Source organism: Streptomyces sp. NPDC045287, assembly GCF_056432325.1.
In genome coordinates this window covers 1-25,244 of record NZ_JBWKJG010000020.1, presented here as the reverse complement: position 1 = coordinate 25,244, position 25,244 = coordinate 1, and the positions used below count along the sequence as shown (strand labels likewise).

Here is a 25,244-nt window from a genome sequence, read left to right as displayed (position 1 = left end):
TTTCACCGAACGCCCTTGACCCGGACCAGGATGATGAGCCCGCCGACGCAGGCGCAGGCACCGGCGACGACGTAGAGCAGGGGGTAGTTGTCGCCTCCGCCGAGCGCCAGGACCAAGGGGGCCACGAGGGGCGCAGCCGCCTGCGGCACCGTGGTCGAGAACTGGTTGATCGCGTTGTAGCGCCCGGCCTCCGTGTCACGCTCCGGCAGAACGTCCAGGACCAAGGCCTGGTCGACCGCGGAGAAGACGCCGAGACCGAGGTTGGTGAGGAACGAGCCGACCACCAGCACGGCGAGGCCGGGTGCGGCGGCCATGGTCAGCGTTCCCGCGGTGAACAGCAGCCCCGCGCCGAACACGAAGGCGCGGCGGCGCCGGAGCCTGTCCGACAGGAAGCCGCTGAAGCCGGCGCCGCCCATGGTCGCGACGAGACCGATGCCGCCGACCACCGCGACGAGCCCACCGATCTCGGTGACGGGCTTGTCCAACTTGTCGGCGAAGAAGAACGTCGTGAACGTCGTCGCCAGCGTCAGCCCGAACATGAACAGGAACCGGCCCAGCCAGTTCCAGGAGAAGTCGGAGTGGCGGCGCACGTCGAAGACGTACTTGGACAGCACCAGCTTCGCCGTCAGGGCCTCGCTGAGGGGGAGGCCCTGGCTGCTCTCCTCATGGACGAGCAGGAAGAACAGCCCCACCGTCACGGCGCCCAGGCCCGCGGGCACGAGGAACAGCAGCAGGTTCGACGACGTCAGCATGGAGGCGATCCCCACCCCGATGATCGACGCGGCCATCTGCGCCACACCGGCCAGGCCCGCCACCTTGCCGCGCTGGGACTCGGGCAGGCGGTCCGCCATCGACGCGCCCAGCAGGGCGAGTGCGCTGCCGAAACCGAGCTGCACGACGACCCAGCCGACGATCAGGACGCCGACCGAGGGTGCGAGGGCGACGCAGCAGAAGCCCACCAGGCCGACGGCCACCGTGAGGGGCAGCCAGGGTCGGCGCCGGCCGAGACGGGAGCGGGTGCGGTCGCTCAGTACCCCGAGAACCGGTCCGGACAGGACGAGGGCCAGGGATCCCGCGCCCACCACGTAACCGAGGATTCCCTCGTTGCCGGGGGAGAGCTGATCGACGCGGACGCTCAGGGAGTAGCCCATCGGCGCCACGATGGCCGCGTAAAGACCGAACTGGGCGAGGACCAGCAGCACGATGTAGGTCGCGCCGACCTTGGGCCGGTCGTCGGCCTTCGTGGTGGCGGGCCGGTCGGGCAGGGCGGCCTTGGCCGACGGCACTGCTGCGGGGGGCGGGGGTGGTGAGGAGGGTGCGGAAGGGTGGGGCGGCACGGAAGACACGGCGGCTCCTTCGTCGCGAGTCACCGCCGGGCGGCGGGCGCTCGCGGCATTGGTATCACGTGATACCGGGAGCCGCCTAGGGGGTAGCACGTGATACCTGCCCGTCGGATAGGGTCGTTGGCGTCCACCTGGCCGGGACGGAGCGACCGGCCCGAAGACTCGGAAGGCGCCGACGAGGATGAAGAACAGCCCGCGCCCCGCGACCGCAGCCGATGTGGCGGCGCGTGCCGGGGTCTCGCGTGCCACGGTCAGTCACATCCTCAACGGGCGTGAGGGACGCTTCCCGGAAGAGACCCGTCTGCGGGTGCGGGCCGCCGCCGAGGAGCTGGACTACCGGCCCTCGCCCGCCGGGCGCAGCCTCGTCACCGGACGCAGCGACACGATCGTCGTCGTCATGCCGGAGACCACCGTCGGACAGAACCTCCAGAACGCGTTGGAGTACCTCGGTGACAACGCCATGGGACTGGGCTCCAACGTCGTCCTGCGTTTCGCGGGTCCGGACCCGCAGAAGACCGCTGACGCGCTGGTGAAACTCCGCCCGCTCGCCGTGGTCGACTTCGGCTCGCTGGACCTGCCCGCCCGCGACCGGCTGGCCGCACAGGGGGTGCCCGTCGTTCCGGACCCCGGCGCCCGGCCTCGCCGGTCCCCGGGCCCCCACGAGGAGATCGGCGAACTCCAGGTCACGGAGCTGACCCGGAGCGGTGACCGGCAGATCGTCTACGCGTCGATCTCCGACCGGCGCACGGACCCGTACGGGCCCGGCAGGTACGCCGGTGTCAGCGCCGCGTGCGAGCGGCGGGGGCTGGCCGCGCCGTTGTCCGTACCGGTGCCCACCGTCCTGGAGCCGGCGGTCGCCGTCCTCCGGGAGCTGCCCCGTCAGGCCCCGCTCGGCGTGGCCGCCTACAACGACGAGGTCGCGCTGGCCGTCCTGGCCGCGGCCGCGCACCTGGGCTGGGCGGTCCCCGGCGACCTGGCCGTCGTGGGCGTCGACGCCACCGACGTCGGCCAGTTGTGGACCCCGCGGCTCACCACGATCGAGGTCGACATGCACGCCTTCGTCGACACCGTCGTCGACGAACTGGCCATTGCCCTGGGGCAGAAGAGGCCGGCCGGACGCGGGGCCGGCGGGAGAATGCTCCGCGTCGTGGCGGGTGCCACGACATGAGGCCGTCGACTGCCGGCCGGCACCGTCCCGGCGAGCTCGTCATGCCTGTGAGACCTTTCGCCCGTCGCCGTTCTCCGCGGGCGTCAGCCGAAGGCCACCTTCGCTGTGGCGTGACACGCCTGGCTCCGGGTCGCGATCCGCAGCCGCGCCCCCTCGTCGCCGGGGGCGCCGATCGCCCAGACCTCCTCACCCGCGAACACCGGCTGCCGCAACCGGTAGGCCAGTGAGTGCACCCGGCGCCCGGTTTCCTGTGCGCGGACCAGTTCCAGCATGAGCAGCGTCAGCAGCGGGCCATGCACGACGAGCCCCGGGTATCCCTCCACGTCACGGCAGTACGGGGCGTCGTAGTGGATCCGGTGGGCATTGGCCGTGAGGGCGCTGAACCGGAACAGCAGCCGTTCATCCGGAAGCGTCCGCCGGGCCCAAGTACCCTCGGCGTCCGGAAGCGGCACGGAGTCGGCCGCCGGCGTGCCGCGAGGACCGGTATCGGTTCCCGAGCGATAGACGATGTCCTGTTCCTCGACCAGGCACGTCCGGCCGGACTGCCGGATCTCGTGCCGGGTCGTGACGAACAGGAGCGCTCCACTGCGGCCGGCCCTGGGCACCACCGAAGCCAGGCTGCTGACCCGTTCGGCCGGCACGCCGAGGCGCAGGGGCGCGGTGATCCGGCAACGGCCCCCGGCGACCATCCGACGGCGGTCTGGGACCGGCGGCAGGAACTTCCCGTCCCGTACATGGCCGTCGGGGCCGAGTTCGCTCTGCGCGGGCCAGGAGAGGAAATACAGCCAGTGCCACAGGGGCGGCAGGAGATCGCCGGTGGCCGCCGTCGGCTCCGGCTGGTCGAGCAGCGCCGACAGGGCGGCGGCGGGACCCGGGGCCATGGGGTCCTTCTGGGCCGTGGGTGCGGGACGCCAGGACTCCACGTAGGACTCCAGAGGCGCGGATGACGAGGTCACGTCGGCAATCTCCCTGTCGCCGCACACGGTGCCGTGCGGGCGGCCGTGACGGTCTGATGAGGCCCCTCCGCCACGGGACGGGCGAGGGCGATGGAGCGGGACGGAACGGCGCGGGACGTACTTACCCGCCGCGCACCGGGGCCGAGGGCCAGTCCCCTTGACGCACGGTCGTGGTGACCGCCGACACCAGCGCCTTCGCCACCGCGTCGGCCGCCGGTGTGGTGCGCGTGGGTCCCGGCGTCGCGAGGACGACGGAACGCCGTACGACGGGGCGGCACAAGGGCGCGGCCCTCAGCTCCTGATCCGTGATGTCCCGGGTGAGGCCGACCGCCGGCAGGACGGTCCAGCCGTGCCCGGCCAGGACGAGGTGCTTCTGCACACGCATCGAGTCGCTCTGGACGGCGACGGTCAGGGACACACCGGCTCTGGCCGCCGCCGTGTCGATCAGCGAGCGCAACGCGTGTCCGGGCATCGGCAGGACGAGCGGGTGCCGGGCCAGCTCGGCGAAGGGAACGGGGTGTCCCAAGGGCAGGCGTTCGGTGGGTGGTGCCACCGCCCACAGGCGCTCGCTCACCAAGGGACGGGTGGTGAGGGATGCCGTACCGTGCAGGTCGTAGAGGAGCGACAGATCGAGCCTCCCCTCATCGAGCCACTGGCGCAAGTGACCCGAGTACGCGGTGACGAGGCGCAGTTCCACGTCGGGATGGCTCAGGGCGAGCCGGGAGGCGAGCGGTCCTGCGAGCAGGTCGCTCGCGCTGTCCAGCAGGCCCACGGTGACGGTTCCCGTCACCGCACCGGCCGCCGGCCGCACCTCGCTGCGCCCGCGTTCGAGTTCCCCGAGGGCCCGACGCGCCCGGTCGGCCATGATCACGCCTGCCTCGGTGGGCAGCATGCCCTGCCGTGTCCGCTCGAACAGCGCGACGCCGAGTTCGTGCTCCAGCGCGCGGATCTGCCGGGTGACCGCCGGCTGGACGAGGTGGAGCAGTGCGGCGGCGCGTGTGACACTGCCGACCTCGGCCACCGTGACAAGGGCTCTGAGCTGCTTGACGTCCATCTCACCCTTCCGTCATCCATGCCGGGCATGGGCCCATCAGGACTTGCTATTACCCGCGGGCTGCGCGGGGCGTCGATGATGAGGACCCGCCCTCATCGGCACGGCCCTGTGAAGGAGTCCGCATCATGTCCGCAGAGGCCCCGGCGCCGCCCGTCCGGATCGATGGACCGGACCCCGCCCTTCCCTTGTCCGGCGTCACCGTCGTCAGCTTCGAACAGGCGGTCGCGGCACCTTTCGCCACGCGCCAACTGGCCGACCTGGGCGCCCGTGTCATCAAGGTCGAGCGGCCGGACGGCGGCGACTTCGCCCGTCGGTACGACACCACCGTGCGGGGCGAGTCGAGTTACTTCGTGTGGCTCAACCGGTCCAAGGAGTCGATCACCCTCGACCTGAAGTCCGCCCGCGGCCGGGAGATCGCCGCCCGGCTGCTCGGCCGCGCCGACGTCTTCGTCCAGAACCTGGCTCCCGGCGCCGTCGGCCGCCTCGGACTCGACCCGGCTTCGCTCGCACGGCGGTTCCCAGCACTGATCGCCTGCTCCATCACCGGCTACGGTGCCACCGGCCCCTGGGCGGACCGCAAGGCGTATGACCTGCTCGTGCAGTGCCAGACCGGCCTCGTCGCCCTGACCGGCAGCGCGGACGCGCCCGCCCGGGTCGGCATCTCGATCGCGGACATCGCCGCCGGCATGTACGCGTACTCCGGCATCCTCACGGCCCTGTTCACCCGCGCCACCACAGGAGTCGCCCGCACCGTCGACGTCTCGCTGTTCGAGGCGCTGGCGGAGTGGATGCACCAACCCGCGTACTACACCGCCCACACCGGCAGCCAGCCGCCGCGGATGGGCGTACGGCACGCCACCATCGCGCCCTACGGCACCTACACGGCGAAAGACGGCGGGGAGATCCTGATCTCGGTGCAGAACGAGCGGGAGTGGGCCGCGCTGTGCCGGCACTTCCTCGAACGTCCCGAACTCGTGGAGCACCCCCGGTTCGCGACGGGCTCCGCGCGGGTCGCCCACCGGGACGCGCTCGACGCGATCGTGGCCGAACGGTTCCGTGCCCTGGACGGCGCCCGCGCGGCGGAGCTGCTCGACGCGGCGGGCGTCGCCCACACTCCCGTCAACGACATGCGGCAGTTCCTCGGCCATCCGGTGCTGGCCGCCAGGCGGCGCTGGAGAGACGTGCCGCTGCCCGGCGAGGGTACGGTACGCGCGCTGATCCCCCCGGCCGACCTGTCCGGTGTCACCGCGCGCATGGGCGCCGTACCCGCCCTGGGGGAGCACACCGACCGCGTCCTCGCCGAACTGGGACACAGCGCGGCCGAGAGGGACGCCCTGAGAGCCGACGGCGTCGTCTGACCCGCCGGCCCGTTCGCCGCGTCCGGCCCGCACGGACGCGCCACCGCACCGGACAAGGAGGGGCACCGCATGAGCACGTCGGACGACCTGACCGACGACGAGAGGCTCGTCGTGCGCACCGTGCGCGATTTCGTGGACAAGGACGTCAAACCCGTCGTCCGCGCACTGGAACAGGCCGGTACCTACCCGGAGGCGCAGATCGAGCAGATGAAACGGCTCGGCATCTTCGGACTCGCCGTCCCCGAGGAGTACGGCGGTACCCCCGTGTCGACCCCCTGCTACGTCCTGGTCACCGAGGAGCTGGCCCGTGGCTGGATGAGCCTGGCCGGGGCCATGGGCGGTCACACGGTCGTAGCGAAGCTGCTGCTGCACTTCGGTACCCGGGAGCAGAAGCGCCGCTATCTTCCGGGCATGGCCACGGGCCGGATCCGGGCCACCATGGCCCTGACCGAACCCGGCGGGGGATCCGACCTCCAGGCGCTGCGCACGGTCGCCCGGAGGGAAGCGGACGGCCACTACGTGATCGACGGCGTCAAGACCTGGATCACCAACTCCCGGCGCTCGCAACTGATCGCCCTGCTGTGCAAGACCGATCCGGCGGTCACCCCCGCCCACCGTGGCATCTCCGTCCTGCTCGTCGAGCACGGCCCCGGCCTCACGGTCTCCCGCGATCTGCCGAAGCTCGGATACAAGGGGGTGGAGAGCTGCGAGCTGTCCTTCGAGGGTTACCGGGCACCCGCCGAAGCCGTCCTCGGCGGCGTCGAGGGACAGGGGTTCGCCCAGATGATGAAGGGGCTGGAGACAGGCCGGCTGCAGGTGGCCGCCCGCGCTCTCGGCGTCGGCCGCGCGGCACTCGAGGACTCCCTGGCCTACGCCCGGGAGCGCCACTCCTTCGGCAAGCCGATCTGGCGGCACCAGTCGGTCGGCAACTACCTGGCGGACATGGCCACGTCGCTGACCGCGGCGCGCCAGCTCACCCTGTACGCCGCACGCGCGGCGGACGCGGGACGCCGCGTCGACATGGAAGCCGGCATGGCCAAGCTCTTCGCCTCCGAGACTGCCATGCAGATCGCCCTGAACGCGGTCCGCATCCACGGCGGCTACGGCTACTCGACCGAGTTCGACGTGGAACGCTACTTCCGCGACGCCCCTCTGATGATCGTCGGCGAGGGGACCAACGAGATCCAACGCAACGTGATCGTGCGCCAGCTCGTCGAACGGGGAGGCCTCGACGTCTGAGGAGCGGACCGGCGGCTCAAGGGAGACGGAGGGCGGCACGGCGACCCGCCGCCCGCCTGCCTCCCTCGCCGGAATCCGCCGGGTACGCACCGCGCCCCGCGTCAGCGGCGGGCCGAGGCGGCCAGCAGGGGCAGCGAGACCGTCGCCGCCTCCGCCCGGTGACCGGCGATGTTCACATGGACCCCGTCGCCCACGTCGTACCGCTCGTCGATGCTGTTGGGGGCGAGCGGGTCCTTGATCACGTGGTCGAAGTCGATGACACCCTCGCAGGCGCCGCCGCAGCCCCCCTGGTCGCGGACGTACATGCCGACGTCCCAGCGGTACCGGTTCATCCGGTCCGTGTAGATCGGCCGGGGGGTGACGGGGACGACGTAGACCTCGACTCCCGCGCGGTGCAGGCGCGCGAGGACCTTCCGGTAGGCGGTGACGATCTGCTCGGCGGTGCAGCCGTTCTGCAGGTCGTTCGTGCCGTAGAAGAGGATCACTCCGGTGACGCCATGGAGGGACAGGACGTCGCGTTCGAGACGGGCGCCGGCGTCGAGGCCCGCGATCGCGGGCGGGTTGTGCGGGCAGTGCGCGGAGGCGGTCGTGCCGTTGACCCCCGCGTTCGCGACGGCCAGTTGGCGGTGGGCGGGCAGCTCACGGACGATCCGGCGGGCGAGCACGTCGCTCCAGCGGTTGTCGGTGGTCGTCGGCGTGCAGCCAGGACCGCAGTCGGTGCTCCCGACGCCGTCCACCACGGAGCTGCCGTAGGCGACGATCGTGCCCTTGACGCGCGGGTTGCGGACGTCCACGGCACTGACCATGTAGGTGGCGGGGGTCTTCTCCGTGTACGCCGCGGCGTCGGTGTCCGTGACGTGGTCGCCGCTGCCCGGTGCGGTGAGGTAGTTCCCGCGGAAGGAGATGCCGTGTTCGCCGGGCCGGACGGTACCGGGGACGTGGAGGCTGACGGCGAGATCCGTCTGCGGCGCGGTGTCCAGGGACACCGGGTCGCTCCACACCTCGCCGCGGACGGGCACCGTGACGCCGCGGTGCCCGCCGAAGGTGAGGACGCGGGTGGTGCCGGGACGGGTGGCCGGCCCACTGTCGCTGATGGCCACGGCCCCGTGCCCGATGGTCAGGGGCGAGTCCCCGAACTGGTTCTGGACGCGCACGCGTACGGCATCTCCGCCCTGGCTCAGGCGGGCGATGGAACGGACGGTCCGATCGGTGAGGGAAGTCGCCGAGAGCGCGTGCTGGGACTGTGCCCAGACGGTGTGCCAGGACCCGCCGCCCGGTCCGGCGGCGGAGCCGGCACCCAAAGCGGGCGCCGAGGTGGTGAGGCAGGCGAGGAGGAGGGCGGCTGCCGCCGACGTTCCGGTCTTCGTGGTGAGGCGCACGGTGCATCCGTTTCTCGGTCGAGGCCGGTCACATGGCCGGCCGACGGCGAAAGGCCCGGACCCGGGGGAGAGCGGGGCAACCGGGGAGGCGGGTGCCCGGGATTCCTGCTCCCCCGGGGCGGCGTCAGCTCGCGCTCGCCAAGTGCTCTCGTCCGGCTTGTGCGAAGGTCCGCAGTTCCCGTGGCACGTCGGGGCCCGTCGGCGTGTAGACGACCTCCCGGAAACCGTGGGAGGCGAGCCGCGCCAACTGGACGCCCACCCGGTCCTCGTCACCCACCATACGCTTGACGTCGATGTGTTCGAGGAGCCGCCGGTCGCGCGGGAGCAGGTGGGTGACGTGGCCCTCGAAGCTCAGCAGATGGCGCTCATCCTCCGGGACGAGCGACTCCAGCTCCTCGCGCCAGGCCCGGCCTCCGGGCAGGGCGTCGACGCCTTCGGCGCCCTTCGTCGCGTAGGCGTTGTGCCAGTCCACGATCCGCCACGGTCCGATCGCCTCGCGGACGCGGTCGGATGCGGGATCCTCCCCGGCGTCCAGTACGGTGCCGGACGCGATCGTCGCGGTGGGCAGGGAAGGGTGGGGCGGGCCGATGATGCCGTCGGCGATCTCGCCGGCCAGCGCGGCTCCCCGGGGGCCGAACGCGCTGATCCACAGCGGAACGTCGATCGGCCGTGGTGCCGTGAGCCCGTCGGCGTGCAGCATGCGGGCCAGGGAGCCGTCCACCTCGACCGCGTCACCCGCGAGCAGCGCCCGCACCGCGGTGACGTACCGTTCCAGCGCGGCCAGGGTCATCGGGCGCTGTCCCATGGCCAGGCGTGAGGTCAAGCCTGTGCCGAAGCACGCGCGGAAGCGGCCCCGGGAGAGCCGGGCCACGGTGGCGATCGCGGAGGCCATGGCCATTTCCGACCGCTCGTCCGGGATGAGGACGGCGGTCGCCAGACCGATCCGCGTGGTGCGTCGCGCGGCCAGAGCGAGGTGGACGAACGGGTCCTCCCACAGCGGTGCCGAATCGTAGATCCACACCCGCTGATAGCCCAGCTGCTCGGCCAGGGCGGCCAGTTCGGCGAAGTCGGGTCCCGGCGGCAGGCCGCAGGACAGTTCCAGGTCACCCATGCCGGCGACCGTCCGTCGCACGGTGCTCCGGAGGGCGCTTCACCGCGTGCCCTCCTGCCTCGGGGGTTGTCGTGGGGCCTGTGCCGGAGGCTCGAAACCGGCGACGATCACGGCGTTGGTGACCGCTGCGGCCTGCCGCAGCGGCCTGGCCTCCTGGTAGCCGGCCGACTCGTACCAGGCGCGTGCGGCCTCCACCGACGCGAACTCGACGATGACGGTACGGTCGCCGTGCCACTCGCCCTCGAGGACTTGGGGGTGGGGGTCGACGACCCGGACGCGTGCGCCGGCCTCGGCCATCGACGCGGCGGAGGCCTTGCCGTAGGCGGTCATGCCCTCCCGGTCGCGGATGGCCTCGGTCATGATGACGTAGCCCTTGGGCATCAGGGGTCTCCTTCGGGGAACCGGGCGTCAGCCCGTGGTCCTGAGGGCGTGCTCGGGACAGAGCGCGGCAGCCCGGCGGACCGCTTGTTCGTGCTCGGCGGGGATTTCCGGCAGGAGCACCACGGAGTACCCGTCCTCGCTCAGGTCGAAGACCTCGGGACAGACGCCGCAGCACACACCGTGGCCGCGGCAGCGGTCGTCGTCGACCGTGACCTTCATCGCTCCTCGCTCTCGGAAGACTCGGTGGTGCCGGGGGTATCGGCGGGGTCGAACTCCAGGTGCAGTTCGGTCAGGCCGCGCAGGATGAACGTGGGGACGTAGCTGTAGCGGCGGTCGCCGGCCGGGCCGTGCGCCCGTTCGGAGATCCTGATGTCCGCCGTGCGGTCCAGGAGACGCTCGATCGCCACCCGTGCCTCGGCCCGTGCGAGCGGGGCGCCGGGGCAGCTGTGCACGCCGCGGCCGAAGGCGATGTGGCGCCGGGCGTTCGCCCGCTCGATGTCGAAGAGCTCCGGGTCGGTGAACTGGCGCGGATCGCGGTTGGCAGCGCCGTTGACGAGCATCACCGTGGTGCCGGCGGGCAGCTCGACCCCGCCCACCGTCGTGGCCGTCCGTGCCAGCCGGAAGTCGCCCTTGACGGGGCTCTCCGTGCGCAGCGACTCCTCGATGAACAGGGGAACGCGCTGACGCTCGGCCCGCAGCAGCCGTTGCAGGTCGGGACGTTCGGCGAGCGTGCGCACCGCCGACCCGAGCAGGCGAACGGTCGTCTCCTGGCCGGCCGCGAACAGGTTGGCGGCGACGCGTACCACGTCGGCGACCTCGGGTGTCGAACCGTCGGGGAAGGCGGCGGTGGCCAGACCTGTCAGCACGTCCTCGCGGGGCTGGCGACGGCGCTCCTCGATGTACGTGGTGAACCGCCCGTAGAGGAATTTCAGGGGCGTGTGCTCCATGGTCTCCTCGCCGGTGCTGCCGATGCCCGGCTCGTGGGCCTCGGGGCGCTGGAGCCTGGCCCGGAACTCCGTCCGGTCCTCCTCGGGCACGCCGAGCAGGTCGGCGATGACGAGCAGGGTGAAGGGCCCCGCGAAGTCGCGGACGAAGTCCCCCTCGCCCCGGGCCAGATAGTCGTCCAGGAGCGCGTCGGCGATGTGCCACATGGCGGCCTCGTTCTCCTTGAGGCGCTTGGGCGTGATCAGACGCATCAGCAGGGCGCGATGGGCCGTGTGCACCGGCGGGTCCAGGGTGGGCAACTGATCACTCATGGGCAGCTCGGCACGGTGCCGTTCGATCAGCTCGCTGACGTCGTCGCCCTCCAGGGGGACCGGGAATCCCGGGAACGGGCCGGTGACCGAGGTGCACGACGAGAACGTCTCGTGGTCGTTGTAGATCTGCACCGCCTCGTCGTAACCCGTCACCATCACCACCCCGTGGTGCGGCTCGCGCTGCAGCGGGCACCGCGCCCGCAGGTGATCGAAGTAGGGGTAGGGGTCGGTGACGAGTGCTTCGTCCCGGAAGAAGTCGATCGCGTCGTAGTCCGTCATGGGATGGGAACGCTCCCTTCGTCGTGCCCGGCAACGGGGACGATAGTCCTCCTCTCGCGAGAGGAGAAGACTATTACCAACAACCCGTCAACTTCTTGTGTGCTGAGGCGCTGTCCGGTCGCCTCGCGGCCCGCCCGGGAGCGGTGTCCGTGTCGTCCTCCTTGACGGTTGAGCAAAAATGAGAATAGCGTTCTCGCAATCGAGATCGTAGTTACCAAACAAGCGGTGTCGTCAACGGGAGGAACCGACCCCCATGGCACATTTCAAGAAGCCCGAAGAGGGCACCTGGACCGAGCACCTCAAGATCGGCACGGAGCCGGTCTCCTACGCGGACTCGACCTCGCCCGAGCACTACGAGCTGGAGCGCGAGGCCATCTTCAAGCGGACGTGGCTCAACGTCGGACGCGTCGAGCAGCTCCCCCGCAAGGGCAGCTACTTCACCAAGGAGCTGGACGCGGCCGGGACCTCCGTCATCGTGGTGCGCGGCACGGACGGTGAGGTGCGCGCCTTCCACAACGTCTGCCGGCACCGCGGCAACAAGCTGGTGTGGAACGACTTCCCGCGCGAGGAGACCAGCGGCGTCTGCCGCCAGTTCACCTGCAAGTACCACGCCTGGCGCTACGACCTGGACGGCAAGCTCGCCTTCGTCCAGCAGGAGGGTGAGTTCTTCGACCTGGACAAGTCCGACTACGGACTGAAGCAGGTCCAGGCCGAAGTGTGGGAGGGGTTCGTCTTCGTGAACCTCGACACCGAGAACTCCACGCCGCTGCGCGAGTACCTGGGCGAGCTGGCCAAGGGCATCGAGGGCTACCCGTTCCACAAACTGACGCAGGTCCACAAGTTCCGGGCGGAGATCGGCAGCAACTGGAAGCTCTTCATCGACGCGTTCGCCGAGTTCTACCACGCGCCGATCCTGCACTCCGGCCAGTACATGCCGGAGCAGGCCCGCCGGATCGCGAAGTACGGCTACGAAGCGCTGCACTACGACATCGACGGCCCGCACAGCATGGTGTCGTCCTGGGGCGGCATCGCCCCGCCGCACGACCGCGAGATGGTCAAGCCCATCGAGGCGGCCCTGCGCAGCGGCTTGTTCGGCCCGTGGGACGCCCCGGACATCGGCATGACCACCGACGAGCTGCCACCGGCGATCAACCCCACCCGGGACCCGCGCTGGGGGATGGACTCCTTCGTCTTCTTCCCCAACTTCATGCTGCTCATCTGGCGGCCGAACTGGGTCCTCACGTACCACTACTGGCCCACTTCGTACAACACGCACATCTTCGAGGGGACGTGCTACTTCGTCCCGCCGAAGAACGCCTTCGAACGGCTCCAGCAGGAGCTGGCGGCCGTCTCGTTCAAGGAGTACGGCCTGCAGGACGGCAACACCCTGGAGGCGACCCAGACCATGCTCGAGTCGGGCACGGTGGACCGATTCCCGCTGAACGACCAGGAGGTGCTCCTGCGTCACCTGCACCACTCCGCGCAGGAGTACGTCCGCGAGTACCAGCGCCGCGCCTCCGGCGCCCCGGCCGCGTCCTGACCCGAGGAGGACTTCATCATGGCCCGTGTCTTTCCCGAGGGCTTCGAGGCCCTGGAGCCCTTCGCCGACTGGGCGATCCCCACGGAGAAGGCCCGCTACACCAAGCGGATCACCAGCACGATGGACGAGCTGGACGCGTTCTACGACGTGGCCTTCCCGCTGCTCAAGACCGGGACGGCCCGTCTGGAGAGCATCTCCATGGAGGACATCTCCGAACCGGACAAGCGCCTGCTGTGGCTGTTCTGCTCGCTGGTGACCGTGGCCTTCTCCGTGGAGGCCTGGCGCCAGCCGAGGGTTCCCGACTCGGGGGCCTCGAGCATCGACGCGATCGTCGAACCGGCCGTCTGACCCGTCACTCCGAAGCAGTGCTGTGACTCGCTGATCCGTTCACCCGGCGGGTCACGGGCACCCTCACCCCCCACCTCCTTCCCGGACCCCGTCCCCAGGGATCTCTCATGCCCTTTCCGATCAGGCCGCCGAGACCACGGCGGCTCTTCGCGTCCGTCACCGTGGCGGCACTGCTCACGACGGCCGCCTGCTCCGGCGACGCGTCGGACTCGCCCGGTGCGTCGCAGAAGGCGGCCAGGCTCTCGCTCTCCATCCAGGGCGCCCCCGCGTCGTTCGAACCGACCCGCATAGACGCGGGCCAGTCGTCGTACATCTGGAGGGCGCTCTACGACACGCTGCTCCGCGTCGACAACGACGGCAGGCTCCAGCCGAACGCGGCGCAGCGCTACGAGTACTCCGCAGACCGGCGCACCCTCACCCTCACCTTGCGCAAGGACATGTCCTTCTCGTCCGGGGCGCCGGTGAACGCGGCCGCGGTGAAGGCGACCCTGGAGCGCATCCGCGACACCCCCGGCCCCAATCAGGCGAACATCGCGAACGTGGTGGCCTCGGTGGACGCCCCAGACGACCTGACCGTCGTCGTCGGGCTGAAACATCCGTCCGGCTCGTTGCTGTGGAACCTCGCCGGCGTCAACGGCGTGATCGCGGATCCGGCCACCATGGCCCGGTCGAGCACGGCGACGGATCCGGTCGGATCGGGGCCCTACACCCTGGACAAGGGCGCCACCGTGAACGGTTCGGAGTACACGCTGAAGAAACGCAAGGAGCACTGGAACGCCGACGCCTATCCGTTCGAGACCGTCCGGGTTCGCGTCATGGGCGACCGTGCGGCCGTGGTCAACGCGCTGCGCGCCGGCGAACTCAACGCGGGCAGCGTCGACCCCACCCAGGTGGAGCCGCTGAAGTCGGCTGGGCTGCGGATCGCCCCGGTGAAAGCCTTCTCGGTGGGCAACCTGGTGCTCGCCGACCGCGCGGGCACGTCGCTCGAGCCGCTCGGCGACGTACGGGTGCGACGGGCGATCAACATGGCCTTCGACCGCACCAAGCTGGTCACCGCCTTCCTCAAGGGCGTCGGCGTGCCCTCCACCCAGCTGTTCAACCCCAAAGGGCAGGCGTACGACGCACAGCTGGACAAGGCCTACCCCTTCGATGTCACCGCCGCCAGGAAACTCATGGCCGAAGCCGGGTACGCCCAGGGCTTCCCGGTGAAGATGCCGAGCTTCGTCACCACCAAGCCGTTCGAGCCCGTCATCGCCCAGAGCCTCGCCGCGATCGGCATCAAGGTGACCTGGGAGGCGGTGCCGATCCAACGGCAGGCCACCACGCTCGCAGCGGCGAAGTACCCGATGTACTTCGTCATCTACGGCCTCGACACCGATGCCGTCCTGACCACCCTGTACACCACCCCCGGCACTCCCACGAACCCGTTCAGGTCATCCGACCCGGATCTCACCGCGCTGATCGACCAGGCGAACAGGGCCGGCGCCCCAGCCGAGGCCGGCGCCGCCTACAGGGGCATCAACAAGTTCTTCGTGGACAACGCCTGGTTCGCCCCCCTCATGGACATCGGGGTCACCTGGGTCACGGGCAAGGGCGTCAAACACCTCGGCGACGGCTCCTCGACCGCGATCGACATCCGTAATTTCGGCACCGCCGGCTGAGCCCGCTCCGGGCGGACTCGGGGGACCGCCCGGAGCTTCGATCCGTGAGCCGAAGGACACGCAACATGCTCTTCTACGTCGTACGACGCCTGGTCACCGGGCTGGTGTTGGCGCTTCTGGTGACCCTGATCACCTTCCTGCTCCTCGCGCCTTCCTTCGACGCCATCGTGGGCAACCGGCTCGGCACGGGGGCCACCACCGAGTCGATCCGGGCGATGAAGACGCAGATGGGCCTCGACCGGCCGGTGCTCGCCCAGTACTCCGACTGGCTGGCACACGCGGCCCGAGGAGATCTGGGCGACTCGTTCTTCACGGGCGAGCACGTCGGACACACCGTAGGGCAACACCTCGGCGTGACGATGTCGATCGTGCTCGTCACCCTGCTCCTCTCCGCCGCGTTCAGTGTCGCGCTGGGTGTTACGGCCGCCTGGCGCGGGGGCACCGTCGACCGAATGGTCCAGGCCGTCTCCCTCACCGGGCACCTCGTACCCAACCTGCTCGTCGCGATAGCCCTCGTCTACCTGCTGTCGATCCGCCTCGACGTGCTCCCCGCAACCGGCTTCACCCCTCTCACCGACGATCCCGCCGCGTGGGCCCGGTCCATCACCATCCCGGTGACCGCACTGCTCATCGCCAGCATGGCGGGACTGACCGCGCAGATCCGCGGCACCATGATCGACGAGCTCCGCAAGGACTACGTGCGCACGCTGCGCACGCGCGGCGTACCGGCGCGCTCCATCATCCTCCGCCACGCCCTGCGCAACGCCTCCGGGCCCGCCCTCACCGTGCTCTCCTTCGAGTTCATCGCGATGCTGGGTGGCGCCCTCATCATCGAGAAGGTGTTCGCCATACCGGGCTTCGGCAGCTACGCCTTCGACGCCTCCCTCCAGGGAGACGTCCCGGTCATCATGGGGATCACCCTCTTCGCCGTCCTGTTGGTCGTGGTCGTCAATCTCGCCGTCGACCTCGTGAACGGGTGGCTCAACCCGAAGGCGAGGGTCCTGTGACCGACGGCCTTGGACTCACCCGCCCCCGCGCCGCGCGCCGCACAGCGGCCCTGCGCAAGTTGCTGCGTGAACCACAGGCGCTGATCACGGCAACCGTCCTGCTGGTGGTCGTCGCCCTCGGCCTGCTGGCACCCGTGCTCACCCAGCACGGCGTCAACGACGCCTCGCTCGAGCACGTCGACGCGGACCCCGGCACTGCCGGCTACCTGCTCGGCGGCGACCGCAGCGGCCGGGACATCTGGGCCCGGCTGCTGGGATCGGTCAACACCAGTGTCGTCTCGGCGCTGATCGGAACGGGCGCCGCCCTGGTCATCGGCGTCACGGCCGGTCTGGTCGGCGGCTACTACGACCGTCTCAGGAACATCACGGAATGGGTGTTCAGTCTGGTGATGACCTTCCCCGGGCTCCTGCTCCTCATCGTGCTCATGCCGATGACCAAGGGCGACCACCGGGTGACCATGCTCATCTTCGGCGTGCTGCTGTCGCCCGGCGTGTACCGGCTGGTGCGCAATCTCGTGCTCGGGGTGAAGAACGAACTGTTCGTGGACGCCGCCCGGGTCTCCGGCCTGCCGGACGCGCGCATCCTGCGCCGGCACGTGCTCTTCGCCGTCCGCGGCCCGGTCGTCATCGCCGCCGCGTTCCTGTGCAACGCCTCCATCGGAGTACAAGCGGGCCTGGCCTTCCTCGGCGTCGGATCCGCCACGGTTCCCAGCTTCGGATCCATGGTCGCCGAAGGTTTCGCCAACCTCTATATCGAGCCCTTGCAGATCGTCTGGCCGAGTCTCCTGCTCGGCGTCATGACGGTCTCCCTCGTCCTGTTCGGCAATGCGCTGCGCGACGTACTGGAAGGAACCGTCTCCGCGCCGTCCAAGAACACCGCTCGACCGTCCCCCGCCACTCGTACCGCCCCGCCGGGAGCCACACCAACCGGGCTGCTGGTCATCGAAGACCTGACGATCGCCTACCCCACGCCCTCGGGTGAGCTGCAGGAGGTGGTCAGCGGTGTCCACCTGAGCCTGGAGGCGGGGGAGACGCTCGGCCTCGTCGGCGAATCCGGCTCGGGGAAGACGCAGACGGCCTTCGCGGCACTCGGCGTACTGCCGCGCGAAGCGGTGGTGACGCGCGGCTCCATCCGCCTGGACGGGCGTGAGCTGCTCGGCGCGACCGAGCGGGAGCTGCACCGCCTGCGAGGCCGAGCCATCGGATACGTTCCGCAGGAGCCCATGTCCAACCTCAACCCGTCCTTCACGGTGGGAGCCCAGCTGGTCGAGGGCCTCCGGGCGACAGCCGGCGTCTCACGCGCCGAGGCCCGGAAGCGCATGCTGACCCTGCTGGACCGGGTGGGGATCCCCGATCCGCCTCGGACCTTCGCCTCCTATCCACACCAGATCTCCGGCGGCATGGCCCAGCGCGTGCTCATCGCCGGAGCCGTGGCGGCCGAGCCGAAGCTGCTGATCGCCGACGAACCGACCACCGCCCTCGACGTCACCGTCCAGGCCGAGATCCTCGACCTGCTGCGTGACCTGCAGAGGGAGCTGCACATGGCCGTGCTGCTGGTCACCCACAACTTCGGGATCGTCGCCGACAGCTGTCGCCGGATCGCCGTCATGCGGCAGGGCGAGATCGTCGAAACGGGCACCTGCCTCGACATATTCCGTGCGGCCGAGCATCCCTACACAAGGATGCTGCTGGGCTCCGTCCTCGACGAGCGCAGCGTGCGTACAGATCCACCGGCTTCCGCGACCGGCATCCTGGCGAAGGAGGAACGGTGACCGTACCCCTGCTGGAGGTGCAGGACCTGCGCCTCACATACCGGAGCCGCGGCCGAGGCCTGCGGGCGAGGCCGGTGGAGGTGCTGCACGAAGTGTCTCTCACCGTGGCCGAGGGGGAGACTCTCGGCCTGGTCGGCGAGTCCGGTTCCGGCAAGACCACCATCGGCCGGGCCGTGCTCGGCCTGGCCCGGCCGAACGCGGGCAGGATCACCTGGGACGGCCGGGACATCACCCACGCCGACCGCAGGGAACGCCGCGCACTGGCCCGCGACATCCAGGTGGTGTTCCAGGACCCCTACAGCTCACTGAATCCGGCGCTGACCGTCGGTGACACCCTCGCCGAGCCGCTGACCGTTCAAGGCGTCAACGCGCGGGAAGCCCGCCGAAAGGTGGGCGCGCTGCTGGACCGAGTGGGTCTGCCCGCTGACGCGTCGCAGCGGCTGCCGCGCGAGTTCAGCGGAGGCCAGCGGCAGCGCGTCGCCATCGCCCGCGCTCTCGCCCCCGAGCCACGCCTGATCGTCTGCGACGAGCCCGTCTCCGCACTGGACCTGTCCACCCAGGCAAGGGTGCTGGACCTGTTCATCGACATTCAGCGCCGCACCGGAGTCGCTTACCTCTTCATCTCCCACGATCTGGCCGTCGTACGCCACATCAGCCACCGCGTGGCCGTTCTCCACCGCGGCGAAGTGGTGGAGACCGGCCCCGCCCCCGCCGTCACCTCTGCCCCTCGGCACCCCTACACCCGACGGCTCGTACTTGCCTCCCCGGTCGCGGACCCGGTCGAACAGGCAAAGCGCCGGGCCGCGCGGGTACGGCTCACCGTCTCGGTGGAAACGCCGCAGACGTTCGACGGCACGGGGTCGACAACGGTGCAGAACACAGATTCTCACCGCGGAACTCGATGACCGGGGGGCGAACCAGGCCGGGAAACCGGTGGTGGGATGAACGGCTCAGCCGACCCTCGGGGCGGGCCGAGCCGAGTGTTTCAGAGCGGCGGGAACCCAGTTCCGCCCGTGTCCAGGTCGGCCCTGGGCCCGGGTACGCCGGGCGACCCGCATGACCCGTGTCCTCACAGGAAACAGGAGCCGCGCTCGATGGAGATTCGTCACCCCTCTGCCCTGTCCTGTTGCGCGCCCCGACGCAACGAGGCGGCCCTTCGGCCGCTGACGGTGCCGCCGGCCGACCACCAGGGCTCCCAGGACGGCATGATCCGCATCCCCGGTGGCGACTTCCTGATGGGTACCGACGACGATGAGGGGTTTCCGGCGGACGGCGAAGGCCCCGTGCGGACGGTACGGGTCAGCGCCTACCACATCGACGCGCACGCCGTCAGCAACGACGGGTTCGCCGCGTTCGTCGACGCCACCGGCCATGTCACCGAGGCCGAACGCATCGGCTGGTCCTACGTGTTCGCCGGTTTCCTGCCCGGCCCGCTGCGGCGCGGAGCGCCCCGGCCGGTCCGTATCCCCTGGTGGTGCGCGGTCTCCGGAGCACGCTGGGACCGGCCCGAGGGCCCGGGCAGCACACTGGAGTGCCGCGAGAACCACCCGGTGGTGCACGTCTCCTGGAACGACGCCGCCGCGTACTGTGCCTGGGCGGGTAAGCGGCTGCCCACCGAAGCCGAGTGGGAGTACGCCGCGCGCGGCGGCCTGGAACAGAAGCGCTACCCGTGGGGTGACGAACTCGACCCCGGCGGCGTATACCGCTGCAACATCTGGCGGGGCACCTTCCCCACCAAGAACACCGCCGCGGACGGCTACCGGGGAACCGCACCGGTCGACGCCTTCGAGCCCAACGGGTACGGGCTGTACAACACCTCGGGCAACGTGTGGGAATGGTGCGCCGACTGGTGGAGCACGGCCCACCCGGCTGGTACAGCGATCGACCCGAAGGGGCCGGACACCGGTCAGGAGAAGGTCATCCGCGGGGGCTCGCACCTGTGCCACCGGTCCTACTGCAACCGCTATCGAGTCGCCGCCCGCACCGCCAGCCCACCCGACGGAGGCAGCGGGCACACCGGGTTCCGCTGCGCCCGGGACGCCTGAGAGACACGCGACCGACAGCCGAAGGAGCACCGCGGCATGAAAGCCATCATGGTGATGTTCGACAGCCTCAACCGGCACATGCTGCCGCCGTACGGCTGCGACTGGACGCACGCCCCCCACTTCACACGGCTGGCCGAACGGGCCGCGACGTTCGACAACTGCTACGCCGGCTCCATGCCGTGCATGCCGGCCCGACGGGAGATCCACACCGGACGTCACCATTTCCTGCACCGCAGCTGGGGTCCACTGGAACCCTTCGACGACTCGATGCCCGAGTTGCTCAAGCTCGCAGGTGTGCACACCCACCTGGCGAGTGACCATCCCCACTACTGGGAGGACGGCGGAGCGACCTACCACGGCCGCTACAGCACCTGGGAGTTCTTCCGCGGCCAGGAGGGCGACCCGTGGAAAGGGCACGTCGCGAACCCGCCCATGCCCGAGGAGGACGTCAAGGAGCTGCGCCCGGACAGCTACCGGCAGGACTGGGTGAACCGGCTGTACATGCAGACGGAGGACCGCCACTCCCAGACGCTCACCTTCGACGCGGGACTGGAGTTCATCCGCACCAACCACGAACAGGACCGCTGGTTCGTCCAGATCGAGACCTTCGACCCGCACGAACCGTTCTTCAGCCACAAGCAGTACAAGGACCTCTACCCGCACCACTACGACGGTCCGCACTTCGACTGGCCCGACTACCGGCAGGTCATCGAGACCGACACACAGGTCGAACACGCCCGTCTCGAGTACGCCGCGCTGCTCTCCATGTGCGACAGGTCGCTGGGCCGCGTCCTCGACGCGATGGACGAGTACGACCTCTGGCAGGACACCCTGCTGGTCGTCTGCACCGACCACGGCCTGCTGCTCGGTGAGAAGAACTGGTGGGGCAAGTCCGTACAGCCCTGGTACAACGAGCTGGTCCACCTCCCGCTGTTCGTCTGGGACCCCCGGACAGGCGCCGCCGGCAAACGGCGCGAGGCTCTCGTCCAGACCATCGACCTGGCACCCACCCTGCTGGAGTTCTTCGGCGTGGACCGCCCCGCCGACATGCAGGGCGTCCCCCTGCCCGTCGCCACCGACCGACCGGTCCGTGAAGCAGGACTGTTCGGCATCCACGGAGGACACGTCAACGTCACCGACGGCCGCTACGTGTACATGCGCGCACCCGTCTCCGCCGACAACACACCGCTGCACGAGCACACGTTGATGCCGACCCACATGCGCGGGCGCTTCACCGCCGAGGAACTGACCGGCCTCGAACTGGCCGGGCCCTTCACCTTCACCAAGGGCGTCCGCACGATCCGGACGACCGGGCGGACCTTCTTCAACCCGTTCCGGTTCGGCACACTCCTCTACGACCTGCGGACCGATCCCGAACAGCGCTCACCGATCGTCGACGACGAGGTGGAGCTCCGCATGGCCGACCTGCTCGTCGCCCTCATGCGCGCGAACGACGCCCCGCCGAGCCAGTACGAACGCCTGGGCCTGCCCGCTGACGGTCCTGTCAGCACCACTCACCTCTTGGTGCGCAAACAACGCCACCAGGCGCAGCAGGCCGCCGAGCCGCTGCCGCGCCCGGAGGACTTCCCCGCCAGCCGCTTCTCCCTGCGCACCCCGGTCTCGGCGCTCCTGGCTGATCCCTTGGCCGTCGAGGTCCTGCGTGCCCGCCTCCCCACCCTCGTCCACACCGAATTCCTCCAGACGATCGGCTCGACTTCTCTGATCTCCCTCGCCGCCCTGTCCGGTGGCATGATCCCCACGAAGACACTGCGCCTACTGGCGGAGGAACTCGCGGCGCTGTGAAACGGGCAGGACGCAAAGTGCGGCATCCGGCCTGCACCCGGAGGACACGGCATGTGGGGCCGCGCTCCACGCGGCGTATGCCGGACGCCGGCCGGGACGAGGGTCACGGTGACCGCGGAGACCACCGACGCCGAGTGCGTCGTCCGCGTCCACGACGACGGGCCCGGCATCCCCGCGGCGGCCCTGCCGTCGGTGTTCGAACGCTTCATCCGAGCCGACGCCTCCCGGGCCCGCACCGCCGGCCGGGAGGGCGGCACCGGTCTGGGGCTCGCCATCGCCGCCGCGATCATCAAAGCGCACGGCGGCCGGATCGAGGCGCGCAGTGAACCGGGCGACACCGAGTTCACCGTATGGCTGCCGCTGGCCCGGCACGCGCCGCCGGCGAACCACAGAATGTGACCAGACCTGCGGAACCCCGTTCAGGTACCGGAACGAGGCACATCATCCGCCCAGGACACCGGACCGCGGTTCATTTCAGTTTCGCCTCAGGTAGGTCCGCAAGGGTGAGGGTCCACGGCCGGTCGAAGCGAACCAACCCAAGCGGAAGGAGCCGGTAGGTATGACTCAGGACGACGCGCGGCACAAGAGGAACACGTCACGTCGACAGGTCCTTGTCGCCGGAGGAGCAGCGGTCGCCGTGGTCGGCGCGGGCGGTGTGCTGGCCTCGAACGCACTTGGTGAGGAATCACCGGCCAAGGCCAAGCCGAAGGCGCCGGAAGGCGGGGCCGGGGAGACCTGCTACCGGCTGAGCACGGAGGCCATCGAGGGCCCCTACTACATCGACGCGGACCAGATCCGTACGGACGTCACCGAGGACCGCAAGGGCGTCCCCTTGACCCTCACCATCAAGGTGATCGACTCCGAGACGTGCAAGCCGGTGCGGAACGCCGCGGTCGACATCTGGCACTGCGACGCGCTCGGCGTCTACTCCGGATACGAGGCCCAGGGTTCCGCCCTGCCCTCCGGCATGGCCACCGATGCGCCGCCCCCGGAGGGAGGCGGCGACATGCACCTGGAGCCCACCGACAACAAGACGTACCTGCGCGGCACCTGGCGTACGGACAGCGCGGGCAAGGTCCGTTTCACCAGCATCTTCCCGGGCTGGTACGAGGGCCGGGCCGTGCACATCCACACGAAGGTGCACGTGGACGGTAAGTGGACCAAGGGCGGCTACGAGGGCGGCCGCACCTGCCACACCGGCCAGCTCTACTTCGAGGAGGAGGCCGTCCTGGCCGTCGCGAAGGAGAAGCCGTACTCGACCAGCACCGTCAGGCGTGTCACCCTCCCGGAGGACGTGATCTACGACGACAGCGGCGCCACGGGCGGCCTGCTCACCCTTCGCTACGACAAGAAGAGGATCGCGAAGGGCGTCGCCGCTTCGATCACGCTGGGTGTCGACCAGGACGCCACCAACGAGGGTGACGAACTGGCCCTTCCCACCACCTCGCCCGCGCCGTCGGCGTAGGACGTGCTGCGGGCGTGACCGGGCGGGCCGCGTGGCCCGCTGACGGACGCCGGGATGCGCAGGGAGCGGGCACAGGAGCCCGGCCGGTCGGGAACCGTCCGGTCCTCCTGGGCCCGCTCACGCACACGCCTCCAGACCGAGCGGTGATGCGTTGCGCCGAGGTGGTGCTTCGACGCCACGGCGAAGCCATCGCCCTTCACACTTTCCGCAGGCGGTCATGACCAAGCACCACGACGAACAGCTCGCCGACATCGCCGTATCCGCTCTGATCGAAGAATTGGCCCTCATCCCCAAGCCGGGGCTGCCCGATCCCCGTGATCTCGCGGCACGCACCACCGGCAAGGACCACCAGGCCCTGCGCTGGTCGGCGCGGGCGCTGGCGCCGGGGCTGACGGCGATGGCCGCCGCGGCCCGCCGTTCCGGGCAGCCCACGCCCCTGCTGCGCGAGGAACTGGGCGCCATCGGACGGTGCACCGAACACTCGGTGGACCTGGCCGGCGGCGGCCACCGGGGGGCCCTGTGGACGCTCGGCCTGCTCGTCGCGGGCGCCGCGCTCGATCCGTCCGCCAAGGGCGCCGAGGTCGCCGCGACCGCCAAGCGGATCGCCGCGCACCCCGACCGGAAGGCCCCGCGACGGCCCTCGCACGGTTCGACGATGGCGGTGAAGTACGGGGCGGCCGGCGCCCGCGGCGAGGCCCGCGCCGGGTTTCCGCATGTGTGCCGTGCGCTCGACGCACTCGCCGCTTCCCGGAGGGCGGGCGCCACCGAGGCGCAGGCACGCCTCGACGCCCTGCTGACCGTGATGTCGACCCTCCGCGACAGCGAACTCCTCTACAGCGCCGGGCCGATGGGGCTGCGCCACGTCCATGCGGGCGCCCGCGCCGTCCTGGACGCGGGCGGCACCGCGACCGCCCAGGGAGCCGAGGCACTCGCGACCCTGGACGCCGATCTGCACGCACGAGGCTGGAGCCCCCGCGGCAGCGCCGCAATCCTCGCGGGAGCCCTGTTCCTGGACGCTCTGCCCGCGCAGACCCGCTCCGGAATCTCCCAGCCGCGGGGCTCGGCGAGCCATTGCTGATCCAACCGCCGGCTCTCGGGCGGCGAAGGATTTTGCGGACGTCAGGGCGCCCGCCGATCACCTCCGGTCATCGCCGGCGTGTGCCACGGCGCTTTCTCCCGGCCGGACCGGCCGCGCGACACGTCCGCGGGCACGGACCGGCTCCTCTTCGAGCCCTGCCCCCCAGAAAAAGCCGGCCCGACGGCACCCGCGACGGCGCCCGGTCCGCACCCTCCCGCCTTTACTTGACGCTTCAAGTGATTCGCTCTACTGTTACTTGAAACGTCAAGTGATTGTGGGAGGTCCGGCACCGTGAACGTCACCCTCTGGATCATCGCGAGCATCCTGGCCGTCGCGTTCCTCCTGGCGGGCCTGATGAAGGTGGGCCAGTCGAAGGAGAAGCTGGCTGCCTCGGGCATGGCGTGGGTCGATGACTTCTCCGCCGGTGCCGTGAAGGGCATCGGCGCGGTCGAGGTGCTCGGCGCGCTCGGCCTGGTCCTGCCCGCCGCGTTCGACATCGCGCCGATTCTGGTGTCCTTGGCGGCCACCGGGCTGGCTATCACCATGCTCGGCGCCGCGGTCGTCCACGGCCGCCGCAAGGAGAACCAGATGATCGGCGTGAACGTCGTTCTCCTGGTCCTGGCCGCCGTCGTGGCCTGGGGCCGGTTCGGCCCCTACGCCTTCTGACCCGACCCGCCTCGGTCACGCCTCACGCCCTCGTCGACACTTCGGGCGCCGCCGACGAGCAGGGCCCGACCGGGGCCCGGGCTGACCCGGCGGCGACATCCTGGCGATCCCCGTTCGCGAAACTCTCGGACCGCCGGCCGCCCAGGTCTCCACAGGCGCCTTCGAAGTCGACACCGGGTCCTTCCCCCTGGCTCAGGCCGCCGACGGCCTCGCCCATCGCCGCGGGCATCGCGCGCGGCAAGACCATCGTCGGTTTCTGCGACCGACCGGTCGTACCGACGTGTCGTCCGCTCCCCAACGGAGCGGACGACAGGCAAGACCCCTGAAAGGAATCA

General features: G+C 70.4%; 23 protein-coding genes. 15 read left to right on the top strand and 8 right to left on the bottom strand.

The window, feature by feature from the left end; translation table 11 throughout:
* Positions 1-2: 2 nt before the first annotated feature.
* Positions 3-1,346 carry an MFS transporter gene (locus tag AC07D6_RS27640; RefSeq protein ID WP_479048817.1) on the bottom strand — a complete coding sequence of 448 codons (1,344 nt, stop codon included), beginning with the start codon at positions 1,344-1,346 and terminating at the stop codon, positions 3-5.
* 178 nt (positions 1,347-1,524) lie between these two features.
* On the opposite strand from AC07D6_RS27640, the gene AC07D6_RS27635 reads away from it, so the two are divergent.
* Entirely contained in the window at positions 1,525-2,511 is a 987-nt protein-coding gene (locus tag AC07D6_RS27635) for a LacI family DNA-binding transcriptional regulator (RefSeq protein WP_388294960.1), read from the top strand.
* Positions 2,512-2,594: 83 nt separating this feature from the next.
* On the opposite strand, the gene AC07D6_RS27630 is transcribed toward AC07D6_RS27635, so the two are convergent.
* Positions 2,595-3,467: an HTD2 family dehydratase gene (locus AC07D6_RS27630; protein ID WP_479048814.1), complete on the bottom strand. Its 873-nt coding sequence runs from the start codon at positions 3,465-3,467 to the stop codon at positions 2,595-2,597.
* A gap of 121 nt (positions 3,468-3,588) precedes the next feature.
* Positions 3,589-4,521 (bottom strand): LysR family transcriptional regulator, encoded by a 933-nt coding sequence (locus AC07D6_RS27625; protein ID WP_479048812.1) that lies wholly within the window; start codon positions 4,519-4,521, stop codon positions 3,589-3,591.
* A gap of 125 nt (positions 4,522-4,646) precedes the next feature.
* Here AC07D6_RS27625 and AC07D6_RS27620 point away from each other — a divergent pair, with 125 nt between their 5' ends.
* Together AC07D6_RS27620 and AC07D6_RS27615 are read left to right on the top strand one after the other, a co-directional pair.
* Positions 4,647-5,879 carry a CaiB/BaiF CoA transferase family protein gene (locus AC07D6_RS27620; protein ID WP_479048810.1) on the top strand — a complete coding sequence of 411 codons (1,233 nt, stop codon included), beginning with the start codon at positions 4,647-4,649 and terminating at the stop codon, positions 5,877-5,879.
* 69 nt (positions 5,880-5,948) lie between these two features.
* Entirely contained in the window at positions 5,949-7,118 is a 1,170-nt protein-coding gene (locus AC07D6_RS27615) for an acyl-CoA dehydrogenase family protein (RefSeq protein ID WP_479048808.1), read from the top strand.
* 101 nt (positions 7,119-7,219) lie between these two features.
* Here AC07D6_RS27615 and AC07D6_RS27610 read toward each other — a convergent pair whose 3' ends face one another.
* The 5 genes from AC07D6_RS27610 to AC07D6_RS27590 form a co-directional block, all read right to left on the bottom strand.
* Positions 7,220-8,497 carry a GDSL-type esterase/lipase family protein gene (locus tag AC07D6_RS27610; protein WP_479048805.1) on the bottom strand — a complete coding sequence of 426 codons (1,278 nt, stop codon included), beginning with the start codon at positions 8,495-8,497 and terminating at the stop codon, positions 7,220-7,222.
* 124 nt (positions 8,498-8,621) lie between these two features.
* Entirely contained in the window at positions 8,622-9,608 is a 987-nt protein-coding gene (locus tag AC07D6_RS27605) for an LLM class flavin-dependent oxidoreductase (protein ID WP_479048802.1), read from the bottom strand.
* 39 nt (positions 9,609-9,647) lie between these two features.
* Complete coding sequence (locus tag AC07D6_RS27600; RefSeq protein ID WP_479048800.1) at positions 9,648-9,989, bottom strand: DUF1330 domain-containing protein; 342 nt, start codon at positions 9,987-9,989, stop codon at positions 9,648-9,650.
* A 27-nt stretch (positions 9,990-10,016) separates the two neighbouring features.
* Positions 10,017-10,208, bottom strand: coding sequence for a ferredoxin (locus AC07D6_RS27595; RefSeq protein WP_479048797.1), 192 nt, complete (start codon positions 10,206-10,208; stop codon positions 10,017-10,019).
* Positions 10,205-11,524, bottom strand: coding sequence for a cytochrome P450 (locus AC07D6_RS27590; protein ID WP_479048793.1), 1,320 nt, complete (start codon positions 11,522-11,524; stop codon positions 10,205-10,207). The genes AC07D6_RS27595 and AC07D6_RS27590 overlap by 4 nt, the downstream gene beginning before the upstream one ends.
* 253 nt (positions 11,525-11,777) lie before the next feature.
* On the opposite strand from AC07D6_RS27590, the gene AC07D6_RS27585 reads away from it, so the two are divergent.
* From AC07D6_RS27585 to AC07D6_RS27530, 12 genes are all read left to right on the top strand, one after another.
* Complete coding sequence (locus AC07D6_RS27585) at positions 11,778-13,064, top strand: aromatic ring-hydroxylating oxygenase subunit alpha (protein ID WP_358785171.1); 1,287 nt, start codon at positions 11,778-11,780, stop codon at positions 13,062-13,064.
* A gap of 18 nt (positions 13,065-13,082) precedes the next feature.
* Positions 13,083-13,412, top strand: coding sequence for a hypothetical protein (locus AC07D6_RS27580; protein WP_358785170.1), 330 nt, complete (start codon positions 13,083-13,085; stop codon positions 13,410-13,412).
* A gap of 107 nt (positions 13,413-13,519) precedes the next feature.
* Positions 13,520-15,073 (top strand): ABC transporter substrate-binding protein, encoded by a 1,554-nt coding sequence (locus AC07D6_RS27575; protein ID WP_479048789.1) that lies wholly within the window; start codon positions 13,520-13,522, stop codon positions 15,071-15,073.
* A 65-nt stretch (positions 15,074-15,138) separates the two neighbouring features.
* Positions 15,139-16,080 carry an ABC transporter permease gene (locus tag AC07D6_RS27570; RefSeq protein WP_479048787.1) on the top strand — a complete coding sequence of 314 codons (942 nt, stop codon included), beginning with the start codon at positions 15,139-15,141 and terminating at the stop codon, positions 16,078-16,080.
* On the top strand, positions 16,077-17,852 hold the full coding sequence (locus AC07D6_RS27565) for an ATP-binding cassette domain-containing protein (protein WP_479048784.1): 1,776 nt from the start codon (positions 16,077-16,079) through the stop codon (positions 17,850-17,852). Before AC07D6_RS27570 ends, AC07D6_RS27565 begins: the two co-directional genes overlap by 4 nt.
* The gene (locus AC07D6_RS27560; protein ID WP_479048782.1) at positions 17,849-18,757 is read left to right on the top strand and encodes an ATP-binding cassette domain-containing protein; all 909 of its coding nucleotides are present in this window, start codon (positions 17,849-17,851) and stop codon (positions 18,755-18,757) included. The genes AC07D6_RS27565 and AC07D6_RS27560 overlap by 4 nt, the downstream gene beginning before the upstream one ends.
* Positions 18,758-18,946: 189 nt before the next feature.
* Positions 18,947-19,897 carry a formylglycine-generating enzyme family protein gene (locus AC07D6_RS27555; RefSeq protein WP_479048780.1) on the top strand — a complete coding sequence of 317 codons (951 nt, stop codon included), beginning with the start codon at positions 18,947-18,949 and terminating at the stop codon, positions 19,895-19,897.
* Positions 19,898-19,933: 36 nt separating this feature from the next.
* Positions 19,934-21,700 (top strand): sulfatase, encoded by a 1,767-nt coding sequence (locus AC07D6_RS27550; protein ID WP_479048777.1) that lies wholly within the window; start codon positions 19,934-19,936, stop codon positions 21,698-21,700.
* 51 nt (positions 21,701-21,751) lie between these two features.
* Entirely contained in the window at positions 21,752-22,099 is a 348-nt protein-coding gene (locus tag AC07D6_RS27545) for a sensor histidine kinase (protein ID WP_479048775.1), read from the top strand.
* 160 nt (positions 22,100-22,259) lie between these two features.
* On the top strand, positions 22,260-23,165 hold the full coding sequence (locus tag AC07D6_RS27540) for an intradiol ring-cleavage dioxygenase (RefSeq protein WP_388295000.1): 906 nt from the start codon (positions 22,260-22,262) through the stop codon (positions 23,163-23,165).
* A 217-nt stretch (positions 23,166-23,382) separates the two neighbouring features.
* On the top strand, positions 23,383-24,243 hold the full coding sequence (locus AC07D6_RS27535; protein WP_479048771.1) for a triphosphoribosyl-dephospho-CoA synthase: 861 nt from the start codon (positions 23,383-23,385) through the stop codon (positions 24,241-24,243).
* A 291-nt stretch (positions 24,244-24,534) separates the two neighbouring features.
* Positions 24,535-24,909 carry a DoxX family protein gene (locus AC07D6_RS27530; RefSeq protein WP_479048769.1) on the top strand — a complete coding sequence of 125 codons (375 nt, stop codon included), beginning with the start codon at positions 24,535-24,537 and terminating at the stop codon, positions 24,907-24,909.
* Positions 24,910-25,244: the final 335 nt, after the last annotated feature.